This is a genomic window from Roseomonas sp. SRI_022, from assembly GCF_057586215.1.
Genome location: NZ_JBYCZL010000001.1, coordinates 26691 through 49875 on the forward strand (window position 1 = coordinate 26691; position 23185 = coordinate 49875).

Sequence of the window (23185 nt, forward strand, 5' to 3'; positions counted from 1 at the left end):
AAGTCGTCCATGGCCCATCGCACCTTGATCGCCTCGCATCGTGGCGGTTCCTACCTCTGGCCCGAGAACAGCCTGATGGCGTTCCGCGAGACGGCGAAGCTGGCCGTGGAACAGGTGGAGTTCGACGTTCAGCTCTCGGCGGACGGCGAATGCGTGGTCATCCATGATCCGATGCTGGATCGCACGACGGATGCGCGGGGGCCGGTACATGGCCGGACGCTGGCGGAACTGCGCACCATCCGCCTGCGCGGCGCACATGGCGAATGTGTGCCGACGCTGGCCGAGGTGGTGCGGATCTACCGTGACACGCCGATCCTGCTGCGCGTCGAGATCAAGGCGGATGCGGAACGTATCCACTATCCCGGCATCGGGCCGAAGGTGCTCGACGTGCTGGAGCAGGAAGGGATGCTCGGCCGCGCAGCCATCACCTCCTTCCAGGCGTCCATGGTGGCGACGATCCGTGACACCAGGCGCTTCCCGGGCACGTTGATCTGGTTGTGCGCGCCGCAGGTCTGGCACGATATCGGCATGGATGCAGTCTTCGCGACAGCGCGGTCCTGCGGGGCATCGGGGGTCGGCATCCATCACAGCCTGCTCGATCCGGGTGTCCTTGCATCGGCACGCACGGCGGGTCTGTCCCCAGGTGCCTGGGGCCTGAAGGACGTGGCCGATATCAGGCGCGTGTTGGATCTGGAGGTCGACATCTTCACCAGCGACGATCCGGTCGCCGCATTGGCGCTGCGCCAGTAGGACGGGCCGGGTCCATCTCCCCGCCCGCCGAAACGAATCAACCAAGGCCAGCGAGAGCCCGCATCCAGACGACGACCCCGCGTGCCCCTGCGTCCTCGACACCCAAGACCCGGTCGCCAAGATAGGCGGCCCGGCCCAGGCGGGGCCGCATGGACGCCGTCGCGACGCATCCACGCTCCGCCGCTGTGATGGCGCGACGCCACGCTTCCGCCAGCGGCATGCCCTGCTGGATCGCTGCCGTCAGTGTCTCGGCGGCGGGTGCCAGCGCATCCAGCATGGTACGATCGCCTTGCCTTGCGCCGCCCAGCTCGCCGATCGCAGCCACAGCCTTCGCAAAGGCTGCGGCCCAGTCCTCGGGATCCGGCGCCTTGCCCTCAAGGCTCCGCGCCGCGCGGATCAGCGCCGTTGCATAGAATGGCCCTGAACTGCCGGCGATCGCGCGGCGCAGCGCATGGCCCATGGCCTCAAGCGCGATCGCGGGCGTGTCCCAGGCCGTCTCCGGGAGTGCGCGGATCGCGACGGCGCCGCGCGCCAGGCTGATTCCCAGATCCCCGTCTCCCGCCCGGCTGTCCAAGGCGGTCAGCGCGCCCTCGGCCGCATCCAACGCATCGGCCACGCGGGACGCCGCATCGCGGAGTGCCGCCGACAGTGGCCCGGGTCCTGGGCTGCTGCGCGATGCGATGACCTCGGCCGGGGCAGGCACTGTCCGGCGTGATCCGACCTGCCCCCGTCCTGGCCAGGCCGGTGCGGCTGTCGGCGCATCCAGCCGCGCGAGCAAGGCATCATCCACACGCATCAGCGTCAGCGAACATCCTGGCATCTCGAGCGCCGTCATGAAGTTCCCGGACCAGGCCCGCTCGACCTGAACACCCCGCTCGCGCAGCACATCCATGGCGCGGCGGGTGACGATGGCGAGTTCCATGGGCGGCGTGCCGCCCAATCCGTTCACGAGGAGCGCGACGCGGTCCCCCGCAACGAGCACCATGTCGTCGAGGAGCGTGCCGAGGATGGTATCCACGACGGCATCCGCCGGCTGCAGTGCAAGGCGTTGGACGCCCTGCTCGCCGTGAATGCCGAGACCCAGTTCCATCTCATCATCGCCGATGACGAAACCGGGCTGCCCCGCCGCAGGTACGGTGCAGGCCCCGAGGGCAACGCCCATCGTCGCCAGGCCGGCGCAGACGCGGCTCGCTTCCTCGACCACGGCATCCAATGGCAGGCCTGCCAGGGCGGCAGCCCCCGCAACCTTGTGGACGAGCACCGTTCCGGCAATGCCGCGCCGGCGGCCGGGTTCCACTGTGTCGCGCAGCGCGGCGTCGTCGGCGACGACCACCACGCGGGTGGGAATGCCCATGGCCGTCGCCATTTCGGCCGCCAAGCCAAAATTCAGCCGGTCGCCGGTGTAGTTCTTGACCACCAGAACAGCGCCACGCGGGCCAGCGGTCGCGCGAATGGCGGCCAGAACCGCGTCCACGCTGGGGGAGGTGAAGACGTCGCCTGCCACGGCGGCCGCGAGCATACCCTCGCCGACATAGCCGGCATGGGCCGGTTCGTGCCCACTGCCGCCGCCTGAGATGACCGCAACCGGACGTTCGGACGGCGGCGGGACGGGCGCGCGGACCACCACGTCCTCGCGATCCAGCAGGGCCAGCGACGGATTCAGGTCGATGAAGCCTTCCAGCATCTGCCGGACGACCGCGCGCGGGTCATTGACGAGCTTCTTCAAGGGTGTTCTCCGCTCAGCTGCGCCATCGTCCTCTTCCTTGGGGAATTGCCCGATGGCCTATGTCACGGGCATTGCAAGGCCCCGACGCCACGCGTCCCGCAGGGCGCGGAAGCCGACCCGCTTGACGTCCTCGCGCGTCAGAAGCGCATCCCCGGCGCCGGAGGCCAGGAACGCATATTCGCCGGTGCGCCATGTCGGATCTTGCCGTGGATGGCGCGCGGTGATCGCCTCGATGTCGCCGGACGCGTTCGGGTGCAGCGACACGAAGGTGAGGCCTGGGCCCGATGGGATGAGGACGGGCCGATAGGATGCTGCGTCGGGGGTCAGCCCGGGCGTCATGGTGAAACGCTCGAACACCGGCATCCCTGCTTCCTCGATGGCCGCGAGCACCGTCTCATAGGCTCCCGCATCCACATCGCCCAGATTCAGGACCGAGAGGTAGGAGCGGATGTCGCGCGGCAGCAGCAGCGGCAGGCGGAACTCCAGCGCCAGCCGCAGCGTCGCGGGCAGCAACTCCGGCACCAGCGCGGCGCCCATATGCGTGTCCAGATGTGTCACGTCGATGCCGGCGGCGAGGGCGCGCTCGACCTGCGCCCGCATCTCCGCCTCTGCTGCCTCCGGCATCAGGGTCTCGCGCAGCGCGACCACATTACGCGGGAAGAACCCATCCGCGTCGAGCAGGCCGCTCGCGGCGCTGCGGGTGGAGATCGGCCCCCATCGATAGCCGAGCCACTCGCTCGTCAGCGTGAGATGCACGCCGAGATCCAGTGTCGGATCGGCAGTCGCCTCCGCGGCGATCTCCGGAAACCAGGGGCAGGGCACCATGACGCTACCACTGTCGAGGCGACCGGCGCGAAAAAGGTCAAGATAGGCGCGGTTGGCGCCGTGGCACATGCCGACATCGTCGGCGTGGAGCAGGACGGTTTTCATGTGCGACCGAACAGGAAGCGGATCAGCAGGTCGATCTGCGCCAGCATCATGGAGCGCCCATGATCCGTGATGCAGCCGTGCTCCCGCGCTGCAACCAGCAATGGCGTATCGGCCCGATTGACGATGTCGTAGACGGCGCCGCGATCGGGAATGAGCGTGGCGGAAAGCGGGAGCCGATCATCCTCGCCCATGCCGACCGGCGAGCAGTTGACCAGCACCTCCGACACGCCAAGGGCGGCGGTGACGCGCAAGCCAGGAAACTCGCGCGCGACGGCTTCGACCAGCGCAACCGCGCGGGCCTCATCCGGATCGGCGATAGCGAGCGAAGCGGGGCCTGCATCGGCGATCGCCATCGCAACCGAGCGCCCCGCACCCCCCGCGCCCAGCACCTGCACATGCCGTCCGGGGAGCGCGATCCCCGCGCCACGTAGCGCCGCCAGGAAGCCGATGCCGTCGAGATTGGTGGAGTCCCACCCGCGTGGTCCGGGACGCAGCAGGTTGGCGGCACCGGCGCGGCGCGCTGCCGCATCCGGCGTCGAGGCGGCGAAGGCGGCCTGCTTGTGCGGGATGGTGGCGACGATGCCGGCGAGGTTGCGCATCTGCCGCGCGCCCTGGAGGAACTCGACAAAAGCGCCGGCCGGCACATGCATCGGCAGATAGGCGGCATCGATCCCGGCGGTTTCGAGCGCGGCAGCGTACTCGGCATAGCCCTTGGTGTGGCCGATGGGATCGCCGGCCAGGAAGATCAACCGCGTGGCGGACCCGATCACGACGCCGCCCCCGGCAGGCGCAGCGGTTCCGGCATCGAGCGGTTCTGCGCGCGGAACCACAGGCGAAGGGTCATGCGTTCCGACCGCCCGCTGGCGCCTTCTGCCTGCAACTGGATTGCATGACTGGTATTGCCCTCGAAGCGAAAGCGACCGTCGGGACCGGTCACGGTGCGCTGCTTCTCGTTGTTTGTGATGAAGGCGCGTTCGTAGAGCAGAACATTGGCGCCCGGCACCGGTGTGCCGCCGCGGTCCACCACCTGGCCTTCGACGATGCCGCCGGCATTGGCGGCGACATAGAGGTTCCACAACGCGACCGTCATCAGCATCCCACCGGGCACGATGACCCAACGTGAGCGCAGCCATTTCATCCCTTCGTCGCTCCACTCGTCAGGCCGCGGATGAAGGCCGATTGCGCCATCAGGAAGACGAGGATGCCGGGTGCAAGCACCAGGCAGACGAAGGCATACAGTGCGCCGGTCGTGTCCTCCATGTAGGACAGGAAGCGTGCAAGGCCGAGCGGCAGTGTCTGCATCTGCGCGTCGCGTGTGACGATCAGTGGCCACATGAAGCTGTTCCACGACCAGATGAAGGCGAGGATCACATTCGTGGCGATGGCCGGCTTCGACAGCGGCAGCAGGACGCGCAGGATGATGCGCCATTCCGGCAGCCCGTCGATCCGCGCCGCGTCGATCAGGCTGCGCGGCACTGCCTCGAAGGCCGATTTGTAGATGAAGATGCAGATGATGGTGGAGAGCAACGGCAGCGCGAGACCGAGATAGGTGTTGAGGAGCCCGATCTTCGCGGTGATGAGGTATGCGGGGATGATCGTCGCCTGGAACGGGATCAGCGTGCAGGATAGCAGGGCCACAATCACCAGGCGCCGCGCGGCGAACTGCTTGGTCAGCGCATAGGCGGCCAGCGCGTTCAGCACGACGTTGCCCACGACTACCATGGCCGAGACAATGATGCTGTTCAGCAGGTAGCGGGGGAAGGGGATCAGGTACCAGACATCGACGAAATTGAACAAGTGCGGGTCCTGCGGCAGCAGCCGGGGCGGGTAGGCGTAGATGTTCTCATTGGTGATGGCCGTCTTGATCACCCAGTAGAAGGGCAGCAGCATCACCATCGAGACCAGCAGCAGTGCCGCATGGCGCAGCCAGGGGAAACGTCGGCGCATCAGTCGCGATCAACCGCGCCGGCATTGCCGCCGGCGGCCCGGTTCGCCAGCACCGTCAGGAACAGCAGCAGCGCGAACTGCACGACGGTGATGGCTGCCGCGTAGTCGAACTTCGTCTGACCGAAGCCCATCCGATAGATGTAGGTGATCAGCAGTTCCGTCGCGTTGCCGGGGCCGCCGCCCGTCATCACATAGACCAGGTCGAAGGCGGTCATCGAATTCAGCAACCCGATCACCGCACAAAGGAACAGTGCGGGCCGGAGCATGGGCAGGGTGATCCGCGTGAAGCGCGCCCAGGCCGGCACGCCATCAACCCGGGCCGCTTCGTACAGATGCGTCGGGATCTGTTGCAGCCCGGCGAGCAACACGATCATGTAGAAGCCGAGGATCTGCCAGACATCAGTGACGATGACCGCGGGCAGCGCCATGTCGAAGGATTGCAGGAAGCCGAGCGGCCGGTCGATGATCCCCGCGGAGCGCAGCGCCCAGTTGATGAAGCCGCCGCGTTCATCATACATCCAGCGCCAGACGATGCCGACCGCCACCGTCATCAGCGGATAGGACAGGAAGACGATCGTTCGGTAGACGCTCGCCCCCTTCAGGTCGCTGTTGACGAGCAGCGCGACGCCCAGGGCCAGCACGATGGTCAGCGGCGCCGCACCGATCCAGATCAGCGTGTTCAGCAGAGCCTGCCAGAACACGTCATCGTAGAAGAGCATCTCCTCATAATGTTCGAGGCCGACCCAGCGGGGCGGGCGCATCGGCGACCAGGACTGGAAGGACAGCACGGCATTCCAGCCCAGCGGCAGCACGCGATAGAGAAAGAAGATCGCCAATGATGGGAGCAGGAAGCAGACGATCAGCATCGTCTGCCGCGTCCGCCGCCTGCCCCACCAATCCCGCACGGCGTCAGGCGCGTCCGAGTTCGCGGCCGACGCGCCGTTCGGCATCCGCCAGTGCCTGGCGCGCCGGCTTCCGGCCGAGCAGCGCGCTTTGCAACTCCGCCCAGAAGGCGTCCTTCACCCGTGCATCATTCGCCAGCGGCCATTTGCCGACCATCTTGTCGGTGTGTTCAAGCTGCGTCGTCAACACGGAGAAGACCTGTGGATCTTCCGTCCGCAGGGACGCGAGCAGCGCCTGGTCCACCGCCGTGTTGCCGGTCAGGATGCGGCGCTGCGTCGCGAATTGGGTCGCCTGCTCATTGGCCGTGATGTGCTTGAGAAAAGCCCAGGCCAGTTCGGGATTGCGCGAACCCTTGGAAATGCCCAGCCCGTGGCTGTTGGGCGTCGAAGAGCCGCCCGGAGCATGTGCGACGCCGAGGCTGTCCGGCGTGATCCAGCTGCCCTGGCCCTTGACGAAGAAATAGGCCGGCGAATGGGCGTGCAGCATGCCGACATTGCCCGCGGCGAAGGCGCCGTTGGGTTCCACCCAGCGCCCGGTCCAGGAGATCTTGTTGATCGCGCCGGTATCCGATGCGCGGGCGAGCTTTTCCACCACCTCAACCGCCTTGGGCGTATTGAAGGCGGGGCGGCGCAGGTCCGGCGTCAGCAGCTCGATGCCATTCATCGCGAAAAGCGGCCAGTAGAGCCAGTCGAAGTTCAGCGTGAGGAAGCCTGTCGCGTCGCCCTGCGCCATCTTCCCTGCGAATTCCAGGATCTGGTCGAAATTCTGCGGCGGACCGGACAGGCCGGCGCGCTGGAACATTGGCTTGTTGAAGAACAGCAGCGTCTTGGTGATGTAGAAGGGCAGCATGAAGTTGCGCCCCTCATAGGTCCAGTTCGCGAGGTACTCCGCGTTGAAGCGGCCGCGCATCGCCTCGTCCTGGGCGATCAGCGGTGTCATGTCGAGCAGCGCGCCGCCGGCAGCGTATTCCAGCCAGAGCGCGCCCTGCGTGTTGATCACGTCCGGCGGCGTGCCGGCGGCAAGTTGCGTCTGGTAGAAGGGCGGCAGTTCCGGCCCTTTCTTGTCGAGCCATTCGACCTCGGCGCCCGGATTGGCACGCTCGAAGCTCGCGATCCAGCCGCGGATCAAGGGTTCCTGGTCGATGATGTTCCAGGTGAGGAAGCTGATCCGCCGTCGTGTCTGGGCGACCGATGGGGTCGCCAGGGCAAGGCCGGTGGTGGCCTGTAGGACGGTGCGCCTCTTGAGCATCTCGTATCCCTCCCTCCTTGATCTGTGTGGCGAAGCCTAGGCTGGTGGATCGGCCTCGGTCCAAGGAATCTCACGCCCGCCCTCGCGTGCGGACCGCTCCGCGAGCAGGCAGCAGGCGATGGCGGCGCGGGCTTCTTCGGGCGGCACCAGCGCGCGGCCCTCGCGGAAGCCGCGAATGGCTTCCTCCGCCTGTGTCTCGAGTTCGAAGATCTCGCCCGATCGGTCGAAGGGGATGGTCTCGGCAATCTGCCCCGGCGCGGCGCGGCCGCGCAGGATGTGCAGGCTTGCGGCTGGTTCACCGCTGCGATCCATGGCGGCCGACCACAGCGCGCGGACAGATCCGGCCGTTCCCATGACGTGCAGCGCGAGGTGATGCTCGAAACCGCCAACCACGGTGTTCAGCGTGGCGAGGGCACCGCCATCGAAGCGCAGCGTGACGGACAGCGCGTTCGGCATGGCCGGATCGCCCTCCGCCACGGCGCGCAGCGTGCGTGGCGGGCCGAGTTCCCGTCCGTACCAGAGCAGCAGGTCGAACAGATGGACCGGCTCTTCGAGGATCCAGGAGCCGACAACAGCCTGGTCGTATCGCCAGGCGGACGATCCCTGACGGTAGGGAAACCGGAACAGAGAGAAGGAAGCGTGGCGCAGCGTCCCGATCGCACCCTGTGCGACCAATGCCCGTATCGGTGCCCATTGCCGGCTGACGCGCAGTTCATGTCCGATGGTCAGCACGCGGCCGGCTGCGCGGGCACCAGCGATCAGCCGGTCGCAATCCGGCAGCGTCAACGCCATCGGCTTTTCCAGCAGCACATGCTTGCCGGCGGCCAGCGCCGCCAGCGCGATCTCCGCATGCAGCGCATTGGGGACCGCCACAGCGACGGCCTGTAGTGAGGAGTCTCCGATCACTTCACGCCAATCGCGACGGACAGCGACACCTGGCCAATCGATGGCGGCCGTGGCGGCGTTGTCCCCACTGCGTGCGGCGATGGCGACCAGCGTTGCCGATGGGGCGGCCGCCAGCGCGCGCGCGTGGTGCCGTCCCCAGGCGCCGTAGCCGACCAGCCCGACGCGCATCGGCGCCGTCACGCCAGCACCGGCATGGGAGAGCGCGTGACCTCCTCGGTCATGATCAGCGCCGCATCCGCATGGCGCTGAGCGTAGGATGCCGGCACGGCGGGCGTTACGGGTCCGTGCAGCAGCTTTCGCACGATGCCGCTTTGCCAGGACCGGTTGAGGAACAGGCGCAGGCGCCGCGCGCCCAGGATCTCCCGCATCCCGACTGTCACCGCGCGTTCCGGCACCAGTTCGATGGCGCCGCGCGCGACGGTGACGGCATTGATGGTGCGCGTTTCCCGTGCCAGGCGCACCACGCGCGTCGGCAGGGCGGCGAAGGCATCCACATCGAGCGGCTCGCCGGGTTCGGGTGGCTCGTTGAAGGCGACATGGCCAGCGATGCCGACGCCACCGAAGGTTACATCCACGCCGCCGTCATCGGTGATCACCGCAGCGATCTCCCCTGTCCGCGCCGGGTGCGGGAAGACGACGCGCGGCGCCAGCGCGGGGTCTATCAGATCGAGGAAGTGCCGGCGCATATGGCCGCGGAAGGACCGCGGATCGGCTTCATCGATCCAGTCGCCGGACGGGGTCAGATACTCATCCATGCCGATCAGGGTGAGATCCGTCAGTGCGATGCGTTCGGCGTTGCAGCGCGCCGCCAGCAGATCGTACTGCCCAACCGGACCGACCGGTACGATGAACAACGCCTGCCTGCGGCCCGCCGCACGCGCTGCGCGGTACTCATCCAGCAGCATGTCGGCGAAAGCCTGCGTCAAGGTCGCGGCATCCGGCACCACCGTGACGGCGATGCCCGTCCCGTGGCCGAGCATTTCCGGCGCAATCAGCAGGGGATCGTTGGTCATAGGCGCTGCCCGCCTTCGCGCGCGAACAGGTGCAGGTCGGACGGGTCGATTGCGAGGCGCACCAGTTCCCCGGCCACGCGCACGCTGCGGGGCGGCACCCGCGCATGCAACTCATGTCCCGCGATATCGAGCGTCACCAGCGTCTCTGCGCCAAGCGGTTCCACCACCGCTGCGCGCGCGGTCAGTTCCGTCCCATTGGCTGGCGCATCGGGCGCTAGCCAGGCCAGCCGCTCCGGCCGCAGCCCGAGCGTCGCCTCGGTGACATCGGCCAGCCGCCGGGTCAGTGGCAGCGCAGTGCCGTCCGGCAGCACCGCGGCGCCGGCGGTGATGCTCACCGGCAGCAGGTTCATGGCCGGCGCGCCCATGAAGCTGGCGACGAAGGCGCTGGCCGGGTGGTCGTAGATCTCCTCCGGCGTGCCGACCTGCTCGATATGCCCGCCACGCAGCACTACGATTCGGTCGGCCAGCGTCATCGCCTCCACCTGGTCGTGGGTCACGTAGATGGTGGTGGCACGCAGCCGGTCGCGCAGCTTCTTGATCTCGGTGCGCATCTGCACGCGCAGCTTGGCATCGAGGTTTGACAGCGGTTCATCGAACAGGAACACCTTGGGATCGCGAACGATGGCGCGGCCCATCGCGACACGCTGTCGCTGGCCACCGGACAACTCGCGCGGGCGCCGCGCCAGCAGGTGCGCGATGTCGAGCACCACGGCAGCCTCCGACACGCGGCGTGCGATCTCGGGCTTCTTCACGCCGCGATAGGCCAGGGAGAAGCCCATGTTCTCCGCCACGCTCATATGCGGGTAGAGCGCGTAATCCTGGAACACCATGGCGATGTCGCGATCCTTCGGGTCGCGCTCGTTCACGACCACGCCGTCGATCAGGATGTCGCCGCCGCTTGCTTCCTCGAGTCCCGCGACCATGCGCAGGATCGTGCTCTTGCCGCAGCCGGAGGGGCCGACAAGGACGATGAATTCGCCCTCGGCGATGTCGAGATCCACGCCATGGACGACTTCGACCGTCCCGAAGGCCTTGCGGAGCTTGCGCAACGACACTGTTGCCACGCGGTTCCCCCGTGCATGAGCATGCCATGCGTGTATTCTGCACGAACATTGGGGGGAGTTGCGCCGATGGGCAAGGTTGCACTGGCCGCGATGGGCAGGGGATGACCGTGGATCCGACACAGAAGCGGCGCCTGGGCCGCACGGCGATCGAGGTGACGGCATTGGGCTTCGGCGCCGCGCCGATCGGCGGGTTCCGTACCGCCATCGCGGAAAGCGAGGCGCAGGCGCTGCTCGACGCTGCCTGGGATGGCGGGGTGCGCTTCTTCGACACCTCACCCTTCTACGGCTACGGCCGCAGCGAGCTGCGCGTCGGCCAGGCGCTGCGGCAGAGGCCGCGGGAGGAGTTCATCCTTTCGACCAAGATCGGCCGCGTGATGCATGCGCTGAGGCCCGGGGAGGTGCCGCCGGCCGGCATGCGGGCCAACGGTCTGCCGGGCTTCGTGCCGGCCTTCGACTACTCCTATGACGGCGTGATGCGCTCGGTCGAGCAATCCTGCCTGCGCCTGGGTATCGCCCGCATCGACGTGTTGCTGATCCACGATATCGACTTCTGGAGCGTCGGCGATCGCGCCGCGCTGGAGGATCGTTTCCGCACGGCCATGGATGGCGGCTACCGCGCCCTGGACGAACTGCGCGCCGCCGGGGTCATCGGCGCGATCGGCTGCGGGCTGAACGAGGCCGACATGTGCCTGCGCTTCGCCAGGGCCGGGGATTTCGACTGCATGCTGCTGGCCGGCCGCTACACGCTCCTGGAACAGGGCGCGCTCGACGAGTTCCTGCCGTACTGCGCGACCCGCGGCATGAGCGTGATCATCGGTGGCCCCTACAATTCCGGCATCCCGGCCGGTGCGGTGAAGGACGGCGCGACCTATGACTACGCCGCCGCGCCGGCTGCGGTGGTGGCGAAGGCCCACCGCATCGAAGCGGTGTGCCGTCGCCACGACGTCCCGCTGCCTGTTGCCGCGCTGCAGTTCCCGCTCGCGCATCCGGTGGTCTGCTCGGTCATCCCCGGCGCGCTGGCGCGGACCGAGGTCGAGCAGAACCTCGCACATCTGCGTCGGCCGATTCCGGCGGCGCTCTGGACGGAGCTCAAGACCGAGGGCCTGCTCGACGCGGCTGCGCCCGTGCCGGCGTAGCCGCATGCCGATCCGCGGTCCCGGCGTGATGCTGAGCCAGTTCATGGGCAGTGAACCGCCCTTCGACAGCCTTGACGGCGTGGTCGGGTGGCTGGCCAGCTTCGGCTACAGGGCCGTGCAGATCCCCGTGCATGACGCACGGCTGATCGACCTGCCGCGCGCCGCGGCCGATGATGCGTACTGCCGCGACTACCGCGCGCGGCTCGCCGCGCTCGGCGTCGAGATCAGCGAACTCGCCGCCCATCGCGCCGGCCAGCTCATGGCGGTGAACCGCGCCTTTGCGGAGTTGAACGATGTCTTCGCCGCGCCCGAGGTCCGTGGCGATCCCGCGGCGCGTTCGGCCTGGGCGGAGCGGCAGCTGCACCAGGCGATCGAGGCGACGGCGCGGCTCGGCCTGTCGCGCCTGGCCTCCTTTTCCGGGGCCTTCGTCTGGCCCTACATCTATCCATGGCCACCGGCCCCACCGGGCTTGATCGACGCGGCCTTTGCTGAACTCGCGCGCCGCTGGCGCCCCATCCTCGATCACGCCGACGACGCGGGGGTGGACATCTGCTTCGAACTGCATCCCGGTGAGGACCTGCATGACGGTGCCACCTTCGAGCGGTTCCTCGGTCTGCTGGATGGCCATCGCCGGGCGCGCATCCTCTATGACCCGAGCCACATGCTGCTGCAGCACATGGATTATCTCGGCTTCATCACGCGCTATGGCGACCGCATCGGCGCCTTCCACGTCAAGGATGCGGAATTCATCCGCAGCGATCGCAGCGGCGTCTATGGCGGCTTCCAGGACTGGCGCGATCGTCCCGCGCGCTTCCGCTCACTCGGCGACGGGCAGGTGGATTTCAAGGGCGTGTTCTCGCGCCTTGCCCATGTCGGATATGACGGCTGGGCCACGCTGGAATGGGAGTGCTGCTACAAGCGCAAGGAGGACGGCGCGGCGGAGGGCGCTCCCTTCATCGCTCGACACATGATCCATGTCACCGACCGGCCCTTCGACGCCGCGCTGCGGCGCCCGATTGACCCGGCCACGGCGCAACGCATCCTCGGATTCGAATCATGACCGCGATTCAGGCATTGGGGCGTCCGCTGCGCCTCGGCTTCATTGGGGGCGCCGCGCCCTCGATGATCGGTCAGGTGCATCGGCGCGCCGCGGCGATGGACCGCTGCTTCTCGGTGGTGGCCGGTGCCTTGTCGCGTGACGCCGCGCGCGGCCGCGCCGCCGCGGCGGAGTACGGCATTGATCCCACCCGCGCTTATGCCACGCCGGAGGAAATGTTCGCACGCGAAGCCGTGCGGCCGGATGGTATCGAAGCCGTCGCCATCGTCACACCGAACGACCTGCATCACGCGCAGGCCTTGGCTGCCATTGCCGCGGGGCTCGACGTGATGATCGACAAGCCCATGGCGAACAGCGTCGCCGAGGCCAGGGACATCCAGCGCGCCGCGACCGAACGGGGTGTCGCGCTCTGCGTCGCCCACGCCTATTCCGGCTATCCGATGGTGCGGGAGGCGCGCGCGCTGGTCGCCGCTGGGCGCATTGGCACGCTGCGCATGCTGCAGGTCGAGTATTTCGGATCGGGCCTCGCGGTCGCGGTGGAGCAGGCGCCCGACGCCGCCCGGCGGTGGCGGCTCGACCCGGCGCGCAGCGGGCCGTCGCTGGTGCTGGGCGACATCGGCACCCATGCACATCACATCGCCTGCTACGCCGCCGGGGAACCCGTCGCGGCGATCAGTGCGGAGGTCGGCACACTGATGCCCGGGCGCCGCGTGCAGGACTACGCGCAGGCCCGCTTCCGCATGGCCGGTGGCGCCCGTGGATCCATGGTGCTGTGCCAGGGTGCGGCGGGCGCGGAGAACCACATCCTGCTGCGTCTGTTTGGCACGGACGGGCATATCGAATGGCGCCACGCGGCGCACAATGAGTTGCGCCTGGCGCCACTCGAAGGTTTCCCGATGACCCTCTCGCGCGGTCATGCCGGCCTCTCCCCAGAAGCCACGCGCGCCACGCGCTTCCGCCGCACCGGCCATCCCGAAGGCCTGCACGAGGCTTTCGCCAATCTGTACCTGGACCTCGCCGAATATGCCGCCGCGCGCCGGCTTGGCCTGGCGCCCGAAGCGCTGTGCGCGGGCATGCCGGATGCGCAGGCGGGCCTCGACGGTATGGTCTTCGTCGAAGCGGCCTTGCGGTCCGCGGCCGGCGAAGGCGGCTGGGTGTCGCTGTAGGCGCACGCGGCCGGCCTCTTTCGGCGGTGCCGCCGCGTCGGATGCTGCTATGGTCGCGGGACACCGCACCGCATGATGATCGCCACGCTGGAGGTTCAGGCATGTCCAAGGTGTTCCGCCGCGCCCGCCAGACGGCAGCCCTGCTGGCGGCCTTGCTCGCATCCGCGGCGATCGGCGCCGATGCGCAGCCCACGGCATCCGCTGCCATTGAGCTCGGCGCCACCGATATCGGCGGCGTGGTGTCCGGCCGGAATGGCCCTGAAGCTGGCGTCTGGGTGATCGCCGAGACCACTGACCTGCCCACGCGCTTCGCCCGTATCGTCGTCACGGATGGCCAGGGCCGCTATCTCATCCCGGACCTACCGCGTGCGGCCTATCGCGTCTGGGTGCGCGGCTACGGGCTGGTGGACAGCGAGCGAGTGGCGGGAACGCCGGGACAACGCCTGGACCTGACCGCCGCGCCGGCGCCGGACGCGGCGGCGGCGGCCGAATACTACCCGGGCATGTACTGGTATTCGATGCTGCGCATTCCCTCGGCGGACCAGTTCCCGGGCACCGGCGATCGTCCATCCGGCAACGGCATTCCCACATCCGCGCCCGACCAGGCGGCATGGATCGACACGCTGAAGCAATCCTGCCAGTCCTGCCATGGCCTCGGCACCCAGAACGTCCGGCGGCCCAGTGAGTCACTCGCCGAGATCGGCAACTCCTATGACATGTGGCTGCGGCGCATTCAGTCGGGCCAGGCGATGAACAACATGGCCGGGTCGATCGGGCGGCTCGGGCCGGAACGTGGCCTCGACCTGTTCGCGGACTGGACCGACCGCGTCCGGGCGGGCGAACTACCCGCCGAGCAGCCGCGCCGGCCGGAGGGGCTGGAACGCAACATGGTCGTCACGCTGTGGGACTGGGCCTCGCTTACCACCTACCAGCACGACGCGATCTCCACCGACAAGCGCGAGCCGACGCTGAACGCCAATGGCCTGATCTATGGCTCGCCCGAGGAATCGTCGGACGAGGTGCCGGTGCTTGACCCGGTGAGCCACCGTACCTGGACCATCCGCCACCCCTATGCGCATCCGGACACGCCGACCAGTGCCGACAACCCTCTCGGAACTTCCCCCTTCTGGGGTGACGAGGCGATCTGGGACAGCCGAACCAGCATCCACAATCCGATCCTCGATCATCGCGGCCTGGTGTGGTTCACCGCGCGCATCCGCCCCGGGGAAGCACAGCCCGCCTGGTGCAGCGCGGGCGGCGACCATCCTTCTGCGCGCGTCGCGCCGCTGAATGCCGCGACACGGCACCTGTCGGTCTATGACCCGCGCACGCAGCGCTTCGACCTGATCGACACCTGCTTCAGCACGCATCACCTCTATTTCGGCTACGACGCCGACCACACGCTGTGGACGAGCTGGGGCGGCGCGGGCGGTGGTGCGGTCGGCTGGCTGAACACGCGACGCTTCCTCGATACGCGTGACGCGCGGACCTCCCAGGGCTGGGCGCCGCTGATCGTGGACGTGCCCGGCTGGGGCCGCCGCGGCGAATACACCGAAGCCAACCAGCCGTTGGACCCGAACCGGCAGCGCCGCATCATCGCCGGCTTCTATGGCGTGCAGCCGAGCCCGACCGATGGTTCGATCTGGGGCCAGTCGATGAGTGCGGGCTTCGCGGGCGGCAACCAGCCCGGCTACCTGATCCGCTTCATCCCCGGCGTCGATCCGGCCCGGACCGGCCTCGCGGAGGTGTTCCGGCCGCCCCCCGGAAGCTTCAGCCCGCGCGGCCTCGATGTGGACAGCAACGGCGTCGCCTGGACCACGTTGGCCAGCGGCCACATGGCGAGCTTCGACCGGTCGAAATGCCGGGGCCCGCTGACCGGCCCCAATGCCGCGACCGGTGAGCATTGCTACGAAGGCTGGACGCTCTACCGATTTCCCGGACCGCAATTCGCAGGGCTCGATCCGGCGGGCAGCGCCGATCACGCCTATTACATCTGGGTCGATCGCTTCAACACGCTGGGTCTTGGCAACGATGTGCCGATCGCCTCGACCAATGGCAGCGAGTCGCTGACTGTGCTGGTGAATGGCAGGCTGCATCAGTTGCGCGTGCCCTATCCGCTTGGGTTCTTCACCAAAAACGTCGACGGCCGGATCGATGACCCGAGTATCGGCTGGCGCGGCCGGGGCGTCTGGACCACCACCGGCACGCGCGCGCCGTTCCACAGCGAAAGCGGGCGCGGCGAGCGGCCCCGCGTGTTCCGCGTGCAGATGCGACCCGATCCTCTCGCGCGATAGCCAATCGAAGGGCACGATCATGAGCAGCGTTGAAACCACCGAGCCGCAGGCGCTGACGCAGGAGTTCATCGACCAGCGCGTCTTCGATCTCTACGACGAGTACTGTCACGGCCGGATGGATCGCCGCAGCTTCCTGGAGGCGGCATCCGCCATTGCCGGCGGGCTTGCCATGGCGCAGGCTCTGCTGCCCCGCTACGCAAGCGCGCAGACGATCTCCTTCACGGATCCGCGCATCCTCGGACGCTACGTCAGCTATCCCTCGCCGGGCGGCAACGGCGGGACGATGCGCGGCTACCTGGTGCAGCCTTCCGGCACCGGGCCGTTTCCCACGGTGCTGGTGATCCATGAGAACCGCGGGCTCAACCCCTATATCGAGGATGTCGCGCGGCGCGCGGCTGTCGCGGGCTTCCTCGCTCTCGCACCGGACGGGCTGTCGCCGCTTGGCGGATATCCGGGCAACGATGATGACGGACGCGAGATGCAGAGCCGTCTCGATCAGGCGAAGCTACGGACCGATATGCTGAACAGTGCACTCTACCTGAAGGCGCATGCGCTGAGCACGGGCAGGCTCGGCGTCACGGGTTTCTGCTGGGGCGGCGGCACGACCAACTTCCTGGCGACGCAACTCGGCAGCGGGATGCAGGCCGGCGCGCCGTTCTACGGCGCGGCGGCGGAAACTTCCGCGGTGCCCGCCATCAAGGCCGCCCTGCTGATCCACTACGCCGAGCGCGACGAACGCATCAACGCCATGTGGCCGGCCTATGAGGCGGCGCTGAAGGCCGGCAGCGTGCCACATGAGATGCACATCTACCCGGGCACCCAGCACGGCTTCCACAACAACTCGACGCCACGCTACGACGAAGCCGCGGCGACCTTGGCCTGGGAACGCACCATCGCCTTCTTCCGGCAGCGGCTGGCGTAGCGGTTGGCGGGTGCGCGCCCGCAGCGCGCGTTGGCTGTTTCGCGAAGTTCTGGTGTGATCCGACGCATCCGATTCATGGACCGGGACCCGCGATGAAGCCCGCTGCCTTCGACTACCACGCGCCATCGACGCTGGAGGCGGCCCTCGCCCTGCTTCATGGCGGCGGCGATGAGGCTCGCATCCTCGCCGGCGGGCAGTCCTTGGTGCCGACCATGGCGTTCCGCATGGCCCGGCCTGGCATACTGATCGACATCAACCGCATCCCCGCCCTGGCCTACGTGAAGGAAGGGGACGGCGTCCTGCGCATCGGCGCTCTGGCGCGCCATTCCTGGTTCGAGAAGGCGCCCGCCACCGGTCCGGTGGGCCGCCTGCTCCCGCTGGTCGCGCAGCACATCGCCCATGCGCCGATCCGCATGCGCGGCACCTTCTGCGGCAGCCTGGCGCATGCCGACCCGGCATCCGAATGGTGCGCGACGACGCTGGCACTGGGCGGGACGCTGGTTCTCACCGGACCTGATGGGCATCGCGAGGTCGCGGCGGAAGATTGGTTCCAGGGCGTCTTCACCACCGCGATTGGCCCGGGGGAGATGTTGGTCGAGGCACGCCTGCCGTTGCTCAGCGAGGATTGGCGCTGCGGCTTCGCCGAGTTCAGCCGGCGAGCGGGCGACTTCGCGCTCGCAATGGCCGTCGTTGCCGTGCGGATCGAAACCGGCGCGGTTCGGGAGGCGCGCATCGCCCTTGGCGGCATCGGCGGCACGCCGGTCCTTGCTCCGGAGGCTGCCGCGGCGCTGATCGGCCGCCCAGCCGGCGGCGCGGCGGCGCGTCTCGCCGCCGCGCAGGCTGCCGCGGAGTGCGACCCACAGGATGACATCCACGCCCCGGCGGCGTACCGCCGAGACCTCGTTGGCGCCATGGTGCGCCGCGCGCTCGAGATGGCTTTCGCCTCGTGACCTGGGTCGGCCGCAGTATCCGCCGACTGGAGGACCCCGCATTGCTGCGGGGCCAAGGCCGTTTCACCGCCGACGTCGCGGCCGGGGCACGCGCGGTGCGCTTCCTGCGCAGCCCGATCGCCAGTGGGCGGATCGCGTCACTGCGACCGCCGCCGAACATGCCGCCGGGCGCCATCTTCGTCAGTGCCGCCGAGATGGCTGGCACCGGCACGATCAGGCCGATGCTACATCGCTTCGCCTATCGCCCGGTCGAACAGCCTGTCCTGCCGTCGGACGCGGTGCATTTCGTTGGCCAGCCGATCGCCGCCATCGCCGCTGAGAATGCGGCCCTCGCCGAGGATCTGTTGGAGGAGATCGAGGTCGCCTTCGACGCCACGGTGCCGGTGGTGGATATCGCGGCTGCCTTGCGGCCGGACGCGCCGCAGGTACATGCGATCGCACCGGGCAATGTCGCCGTCGAAGGCATTCTGGCGCCGCCTGAATGCGCGGCAGCCTTCGCCGCGGCAGCGCATGTCGTGGAATTCGCCTTCCGCTCCGGGCGGCAGAACGCCTCACCGATGGAAGCACGCGGCGGCTGCGCACAATACGACCGCAGCACGGGGCGCGTGCGGCTGACCGCCTCGGTGCAAATGCCGCACATGCTGCGCACTGGCATTGCCGAGTTGCTGAACATGCCCGAGGCCGACCTTCAGGTGATCGCGCCGGATGTCGGCGGCGGCTTCGGGCAGAAGATGGCGCTGTTCCCCGAATACGCGGTGCTGGTCTGGTTGGCGCGGAAGCATCGCCGCGACTTCGCCTGGATCGAGGATCGTAACGAGAACCTTATCGCCTCGGCCCATTCCCGCGATCAGGAGCACAGGCTGCGCGGCGCTTTCGCCACCGATGGCACGCTGCTGGGGCTGGAAGCGGAGATCCTCGCCAATGTCGGCGCCTTCTCGGCCTATCCGACGACCTGCGGCGTCGAGCCGCTGATGGCCTTCGCGGAGTATCCGGGTCCCTACAAGGTGCCGACCTACGCTGCGCGGGCGCGTGGCGTGCTGACGCATACCTGCCCCATGGCGCCATATCGCGGCGTGTCGCGGCCGGCGATTACCTTCGGCATCGAGCGGCTGATGGACCGCGCGGCCGCGCGCATCGGTCTCGCGCCGGAAGACATGCGCCGGCGCAACCTGGTCGACAGCTTCCCACACCGCACGGTGACAGGGCTGATGCTGGACGAGGCGAGTTATGTCGAAGCGCTCGATGATGCCGTCGCACGGCTCGACATTCCCGCCTTCCGCGCGCGCCAGGCCGTGGCTCGGGCGGAGGGGTGCTACCTTGGCCTCGGTCTTGCCGTGTTCAATGAACGCACGGGCTATGGCTCGCCCGCTTTCGCCGCACGTGGGATGGGCATCGTGCCGGGCTATGAGGTGGTGGATATCGCCATGACGCCAGGCGGCGAGGTGGAACTTCGCATCGGCGCCTCGCCGCATGGCCAGGGGCTGCGCACGGCCCTTGCGCAGATCGTCGCCGATCGGCTGGGCATTGCACCGGAGGGCGTGCGCGTCATCCATGGCGACACCGACCGCACGCCCTATGGCTGGGGCACGTTCGCCAGCCGGTCCATGGTGATCAGCGGCGGCGCGTCACAGGAAGCGGCCGACCGCTTGGCCGCCCGCCTGCGCGCGGCGGCGGCGAAGGTCCTGCAGGCGAAGGCGGAGGGGATCGTGCTGCGCGACGGGCAGGCCGTGTCAGCGAACGGATCGTCGGTGCCGATCGCGGCGCTGGCGCGGCAAGTGCACCAGCGCAGCGACCTGTTCGACGGCTTCAACCTGGCCGAGACTGCGGCTTACGACCCCGAAGGCACCTTCTCCAACGCATGCCACGCCGCCATTGTGGAGGTGGACCCGGAGACCGGGCATGTGCGCATCGAACGCTACCTCGTCGTCGAGGATGCCGGGCGGATCATCAATCCGATGATCGCGGATGGGCAGGTGCGTGGCGGCGTCGCCCAGGGTATTGCCAATGCGCTGTTTGAGGAAGTGATCTACGCCGAGGACGGCAACATCCTGACCGGTACGTTCGCCGACTACGCTCTGCCGACGGTCGCCGAGATTCCGGCGATCGAGATCCACCACCTCGAGACCATCAGCCCGGCCACGGCGACGGGTGCGAAGGGCCTCGGCGAGGGGGGCGCCATCGGCGCGCCGGCGGTGATCGCCAATGCCATCACCGATGCGCTCGCCCCCTTCGGCGTCGAGATTGCCGAGATCCCTGCCACGCCGCCGCGCATCCGCGCCCTGATCCGCGACGCTGCGGCTCGCCGCCCGGCCGGGGGTGCCGCGTGAGCCGCCATGTCGTGCGCTTCACCGTCAACGGCGAAGCGCAGGCGGTCGAGATCGAGGCCCGGCTCACCCTGGCCGACACGCTGCGAGATACCTGCGGCTTCACCGGCACGCATCTTGGCTGCGAGCACGGCGTCTGCGGCGCCTGCACGGTGCTGGTGGATGGCGTGCCGATGCGCTCCTGCCTGATGTTTGGCGTGCAGGCCGATGGCGCGACCATCCGGACCATCGAGGGACTGGCAGCCCCGGACGGCACGCTCAACGTCCTGCAGCGCGCCTTTCAGGAGCATCACGGCCTGCAATGCGGCTTTTGCACGCCGGGTTTCCTGATGCTCGCCACCTGGATGCTGGAGCGCGAGGAGAGGCTGGCCGAGGACAGCCTGCGGCATCTCCTTTCCTCCAACCTCTGCCGCTGCACCGGCTACCAGGGCATCCTTGACGCCGTGCGCTCCGCGGCGAAGGAACTCGGCAAATGGGATGAGGCGGAGCGCGCATAGCGAAGTCCGTTCATTCGAGGCGCAGGCCGCGCGCCCGGATGAAGTCGCCCCAGATCCTGCTTTCCTCCTCAAGCCGCGCCCGGAGTTCGGCAGCCGTGCTGAACAGTGCTTCCAGATCGGCGGCGTCGAGGCGCGCCTTGACGGCGGGGTCCGACAGCGCGGCGCGCGTTGCGGCATTCAGCCGCACCACGGCGGCATCCGGCATGCCGGCCGGGCCCACCAGGGCGAACCATCCGGGAATGACCGGACCCGGCACGCCGGCCTCGGCCTGGGTTGGCACGTCCGGCAGAACGGGCGCGCGGGCGTCACGCACGACGGCAAGTGGCACGACCTGGCCGCCGCGGATCAGCGGCAGGGCGATGCCAAGCACCGCGGTCATGGCATCGACCTGACCGGCGGCGACGGCCGTCATCGCCTGCGGCGAACCGCCGAAGGGCACATGCGTCATCTTCACGCCGGCACGATCGGCCAGCATTTCCATCGCCAAATGCGTGGTGTTGGCGATGCCGGCGGAGGAGAAGGTCAGCCGGTCCGGTTGGGCCCGTGCGCGATCGATGAGCTCGCGCAGCGTCGTGATACCGCTCTGTCGGCTGGCGATGACGACGAAGGCCGTGTTGGTGACCGGCGCGATGTAGGTGAAGTCGCGCAGCGGATCGAAAGGCAGGTTGGCGTAGAGATGCTGGTTGAACGCCACCATGGACACACCGGGCAGCATCAGCGTCTGCCCATCGGGCCGTTGCTGCTTGACGTAGCTCGCGGCGATCGACCCGTTCGCGCCCGGGCGGTTCTCCACGACGATGGGCTGGCCCAGTTCGCGCGTCATCACCTCGGCCATCGAACGGAGGATGATGTCGCCCGAGGAGCCGGCCGCCTGGGGCAGCACGACGCGGATCGGCCCGGAGGGCGACCAACCCTGCGCCGCGGCGAGGCCCGGCAGGGCGAGCATCGGCAGCGTCGCCAGGGAACGTCTGGTCAGCATCGTGATGGCCTCCGTCACTGTTGCGCGAAGTGTGGGGCCGCGCGGCCTTGCGCGCCAGGGGTGGCGCCGTCGCGGGACCTCCGGGCGACATTGCCGAAGTCCGAAAGCCGCGCCACCATCCCCGCCATCCGTCGCAAACCGATCCTGGAGCTGGAATGAGCACAGCACCCGCATGCCGATGACCGCGCCGCCGCAGCGTGCGGAGGCGATCGGCACGGTGGCCATCATCGGTGGCGCCATCGTCGGGTCCTGCACCGCCTATTTCCTGCGCGAGCTGGGCTTTCGCGGACGCATCCTCGTCCTCGAACGCGATGCGACCTATGCCCGCTCCTCAACCGCGCTGTCCGCGGCCTCGATCCGCACGCAGTTCGGCTGCCCGGTGAATGTGCGGATGAGCCTGTTCGGCGCCGCCTTTCTGCGAGAGCTCAAGCAGCGCTTCGGCAACGACGCCGATATTGGGCGGGTTGAGCGCGGGTACCTGTTCCTCGGCACCCCCGGCACGGAGGAGATCCGGCGTGCCGGCGCGGAGATGCAAGCGGCGCAGGGCGCCGCGGTGGTCGTGATGTCGCCGGCGCAACTCGCGGAGCGCTTCCCCTGGCTCAATGTCACGGATCTCGGCATCGGCACGCTAGGGCTGCGCGACGAGGGGTGGTTCGATGCCTGGTCCTTGCTGCAACTGGTGCGCAGCGCGGCACGGCGCATGGGGGCCGAATACCTGGACGCCGAGGCCACGCGGATCGAGATGCACGGCGGTCGTGTGACGGCGGTCGTCACCGCCAAGGGCGACACCATCCCGGTCGATTGGTGCGTCATGGCGGCCGGCCCGTCCTCCGGGGCGCTGATGCGGCGGCACGGCCTGCTGCTGCCGGTGGAACCGCGCAAGCGCACCGTCTTCACTCTGCGCGCGCCGCTCGACGGCGCCGGCATGCCGATGCTGTTCGACACCAGTGGCGCCTGGATGCGACCGGAAGGCAACGGCTTCATCGCCGGCATCGTGCCGCCGGAGGACGCCGATCCCGATGCGACGGACGACTTCAGTCCGGCGCATGAATTGTTCGAGGAGGTGCTCTGGCCGGTCCTGGCGCACCGCGTCCCGGCGCTCGAGCAGCTCCGCATCGAACGTGCCTGGGCCGGCCACTACGAGGTGAACACCCTGGACCACAACGGCGTCATCGGCCCGCATGACGAGGTGGCAAACCTGATCCTGGCCACGGGCTTTTCGGGCCATGGCCTGCAGCACGCCCCCGCCACCGGGCGCGGCGTGGCCGAATGGATCCTGCATGGCGAATACCGCAGCCTCGATCTCTCGCCGCTCGGCTATGCCCGCATCCGGGCCGGCGAGCCGCTGCACGAGACCGTGGTCTATTGAGCGC

General features: G+C 68.6%; 21 protein-coding genes. 10 read left to right on the plus strand and 11 right to left on the minus strand.

Annotated features, from left to right (window positions below; all coding sequences use genetic code 11):
* Window positions 1–9: 9 nt before the first annotated feature.
* Window positions 10–750, plus strand: a complete 741-nt coding sequence (locus tag AC2YHJ_RS00105; protein ID WP_487393256.1) for a glycerophosphodiester phosphodiesterase family protein — start codon at window positions 10–12, stop codon at window positions 748–750.
* A 37-nt stretch (window positions 751–787) separates the two neighbouring features.
* On the opposite strand, the gene AC2YHJ_RS00110 is transcribed toward AC2YHJ_RS00105, so the two are convergent.
* From AC2YHJ_RS00110 to AC2YHJ_RS00155, 10 genes are read right to left on the minus strand one after another with little or no spacing between them, the layout of a single operon-like run.
* Window positions 788–2476, minus strand: coding sequence for a dihydroxyacetone kinase family protein (locus AC2YHJ_RS00110; protein ID WP_487393257.1), 1689 nt, complete (start codon window positions 2474–2476; stop codon window positions 788–790).
* Between the two features lie 57 nt (window positions 2477–2533).
* Window positions 2534–3406 (minus strand): polysaccharide deacetylase family protein, encoded by an 873-nt coding sequence (locus tag AC2YHJ_RS00115; protein WP_487393258.1) that lies wholly within the window; start codon window positions 3404–3406, stop codon window positions 2534–2536.
* Entirely contained in the window at window positions 3403–4176 is a 774-nt protein-coding gene (locus tag AC2YHJ_RS00120; RefSeq protein ID WP_487393259.1) for a shikimate dehydrogenase family protein, read from the minus strand. The genes AC2YHJ_RS00115 and AC2YHJ_RS00120 overlap by 4 nt, the downstream gene beginning before the upstream one ends.
* Window positions 4173–4544 carry a carboxypeptidase-like regulatory domain-containing protein gene (locus AC2YHJ_RS00125; protein WP_487393260.1) on the minus strand — a complete coding sequence of 124 codons (372 nt, stop codon included), beginning with the start codon at window positions 4542–4544 and terminating at the stop codon, window positions 4173–4175. Before AC2YHJ_RS00125 ends, AC2YHJ_RS00120 begins: the two co-directional genes overlap by 4 nt.
* A complete protein-coding gene (locus AC2YHJ_RS00130; protein ID WP_487393261.1) occupies window positions 4541–5353 on the minus strand; it encodes a carbohydrate ABC transporter permease in 813 nt (270 codons plus the stop codon). The genes AC2YHJ_RS00125 and AC2YHJ_RS00130 overlap by 4 nt, the downstream gene beginning before the upstream one ends.
* Window positions 5353–6303: a carbohydrate ABC transporter permease gene (locus AC2YHJ_RS00135; protein ID WP_487393262.1), complete on the minus strand. Its 951-nt coding sequence runs from the start codon at window positions 6301–6303 to the stop codon at window positions 5353–5355. Before AC2YHJ_RS00135 ends, AC2YHJ_RS00130 begins: the two co-directional genes overlap by 1 nt.
* A complete protein-coding gene (locus tag AC2YHJ_RS00140) occupies window positions 6263–7504 on the minus strand; it encodes an ABC transporter substrate-binding protein (protein ID WP_487393263.1) in 1242 nt (413 codons plus the stop codon). Before AC2YHJ_RS00140 ends, AC2YHJ_RS00135 begins: the two co-directional genes overlap by 41 nt.
* A 36-nt stretch (window positions 7505–7540) precedes the next feature.
* Window positions 7541–8590, minus strand: a complete 1050-nt coding sequence (locus AC2YHJ_RS00145) for a Gfo/Idh/MocA family protein (RefSeq protein WP_487393264.1) — start codon at window positions 8588–8590, stop codon at window positions 7541–7543.
* Window positions 8587–9423 carry a sugar phosphate isomerase family gene (locus tag AC2YHJ_RS00150; RefSeq protein ID WP_487393265.1) on the minus strand — a complete coding sequence of 279 codons (837 nt, stop codon included), beginning with the start codon at window positions 9421–9423 and terminating at the stop codon, window positions 8587–8589. Before AC2YHJ_RS00150 ends, AC2YHJ_RS00145 begins: the two co-directional genes overlap by 4 nt.
* Window positions 9420–10487 (minus strand): ABC transporter ATP-binding protein, encoded by a 1068-nt coding sequence (locus AC2YHJ_RS00155; protein WP_487393267.1) that lies wholly within the window; start codon window positions 10485–10487, stop codon window positions 9420–9422. The genes AC2YHJ_RS00150 and AC2YHJ_RS00155 overlap by 4 nt, the downstream gene beginning before the upstream one ends.
* 101 nt (window positions 10488–10588) lie before the next feature.
* Between AC2YHJ_RS00155 and AC2YHJ_RS00160 the strand changes: the two genes are divergently transcribed.
* The 8 genes from AC2YHJ_RS00160 (at window position 10589) to AC2YHJ_RS00195 (ending at window position 20833) form a co-directional block, all read left to right on the plus strand.
* The gene (locus tag AC2YHJ_RS00160; protein ID WP_487393268.1) at window positions 10589–11623 is read left to right on the plus strand and encodes an aldo/keto reductase; all 1035 of its coding nucleotides are present in this window, start codon (window positions 10589–10591) and stop codon (window positions 11621–11623) included.
* Window positions 11624–11627: 4 nt separating this feature from the next.
* Complete coding sequence (locus AC2YHJ_RS00165) at window positions 11628–12683, plus strand: sugar phosphate isomerase/epimerase family protein (RefSeq protein ID WP_487393269.1); 1056 nt, start codon at window positions 11628–11630, stop codon at window positions 12681–12683.
* Window positions 12680–13846: a Gfo/Idh/MocA family protein gene (locus AC2YHJ_RS00170; RefSeq protein ID WP_487393270.1), complete on the plus strand. Its 1167-nt coding sequence runs from the start codon at window positions 12680–12682 to the stop codon at window positions 13844–13846. The genes AC2YHJ_RS00165 and AC2YHJ_RS00170 overlap by 4 nt, the downstream gene beginning before the upstream one ends.
* 101 nt (window positions 13847–13947) lie before the next feature.
* A complete protein-coding gene (locus tag AC2YHJ_RS00175) occupies window positions 13948–16140 on the plus strand; it encodes a carboxypeptidase-like regulatory domain-containing protein (RefSeq protein WP_487393271.1) in 2193 nt (730 codons plus the stop codon).
* A gap of 19 nt (window positions 16141–16159) precedes the next feature.
* Window positions 16160–17062, plus strand: coding sequence for a dienelactone hydrolase family protein (locus AC2YHJ_RS00180; RefSeq protein WP_487393272.1), 903 nt, complete (start codon window positions 16160–16162; stop codon window positions 17060–17062).
* A gap of 92 nt (window positions 17063–17154) precedes the next feature.
* Window positions 17155–18012 (plus strand): FAD binding domain-containing protein, encoded by an 858-nt coding sequence (locus AC2YHJ_RS00185; RefSeq protein ID WP_487393273.1) that lies wholly within the window; start codon window positions 17155–17157, stop codon window positions 18010–18012.
* Window positions 18009–20339, plus strand: a complete 2331-nt coding sequence (locus AC2YHJ_RS00190) for a xanthine dehydrogenase family protein molybdopterin-binding subunit (RefSeq protein WP_487393274.1) — start codon at window positions 18009–18011, stop codon at window positions 20337–20339. Before AC2YHJ_RS00185 ends, AC2YHJ_RS00190 begins: the two co-directional genes overlap by 4 nt.
* On the plus strand, window positions 20336–20833 hold the full coding sequence (locus AC2YHJ_RS00195; protein ID WP_487393275.1) for a (2Fe-2S)-binding protein: 498 nt from the start codon (window positions 20336–20338) through the stop codon (window positions 20831–20833). The genes AC2YHJ_RS00190 and AC2YHJ_RS00195 overlap by 4 nt, the downstream gene beginning before the upstream one ends.
* Before the next feature lie 10 nt (window positions 20834–20843).
* Here AC2YHJ_RS00195 and AC2YHJ_RS00200 read toward each other — a convergent pair whose 3' ends face one another.
* Window positions 20844–21812 (minus strand): Bug family tripartite tricarboxylate transporter substrate binding protein, encoded by a 969-nt coding sequence (locus AC2YHJ_RS00200; RefSeq protein ID WP_487393276.1) that lies wholly within the window; start codon window positions 21810–21812, stop codon window positions 20844–20846.
* 172 nt (window positions 21813–21984) lie between these two features.
* Here AC2YHJ_RS00200 and AC2YHJ_RS00205 point away from each other — a divergent pair, with 172 nt between their 5' ends.
* Window positions 21985–23181 (plus strand): NAD(P)/FAD-dependent oxidoreductase, encoded by a 1197-nt coding sequence (locus AC2YHJ_RS00205; protein ID WP_487393277.1) that lies wholly within the window; start codon window positions 21985–21987, stop codon window positions 23179–23181.
* Window positions 23182–23185: the final 4 nt, after the last annotated feature.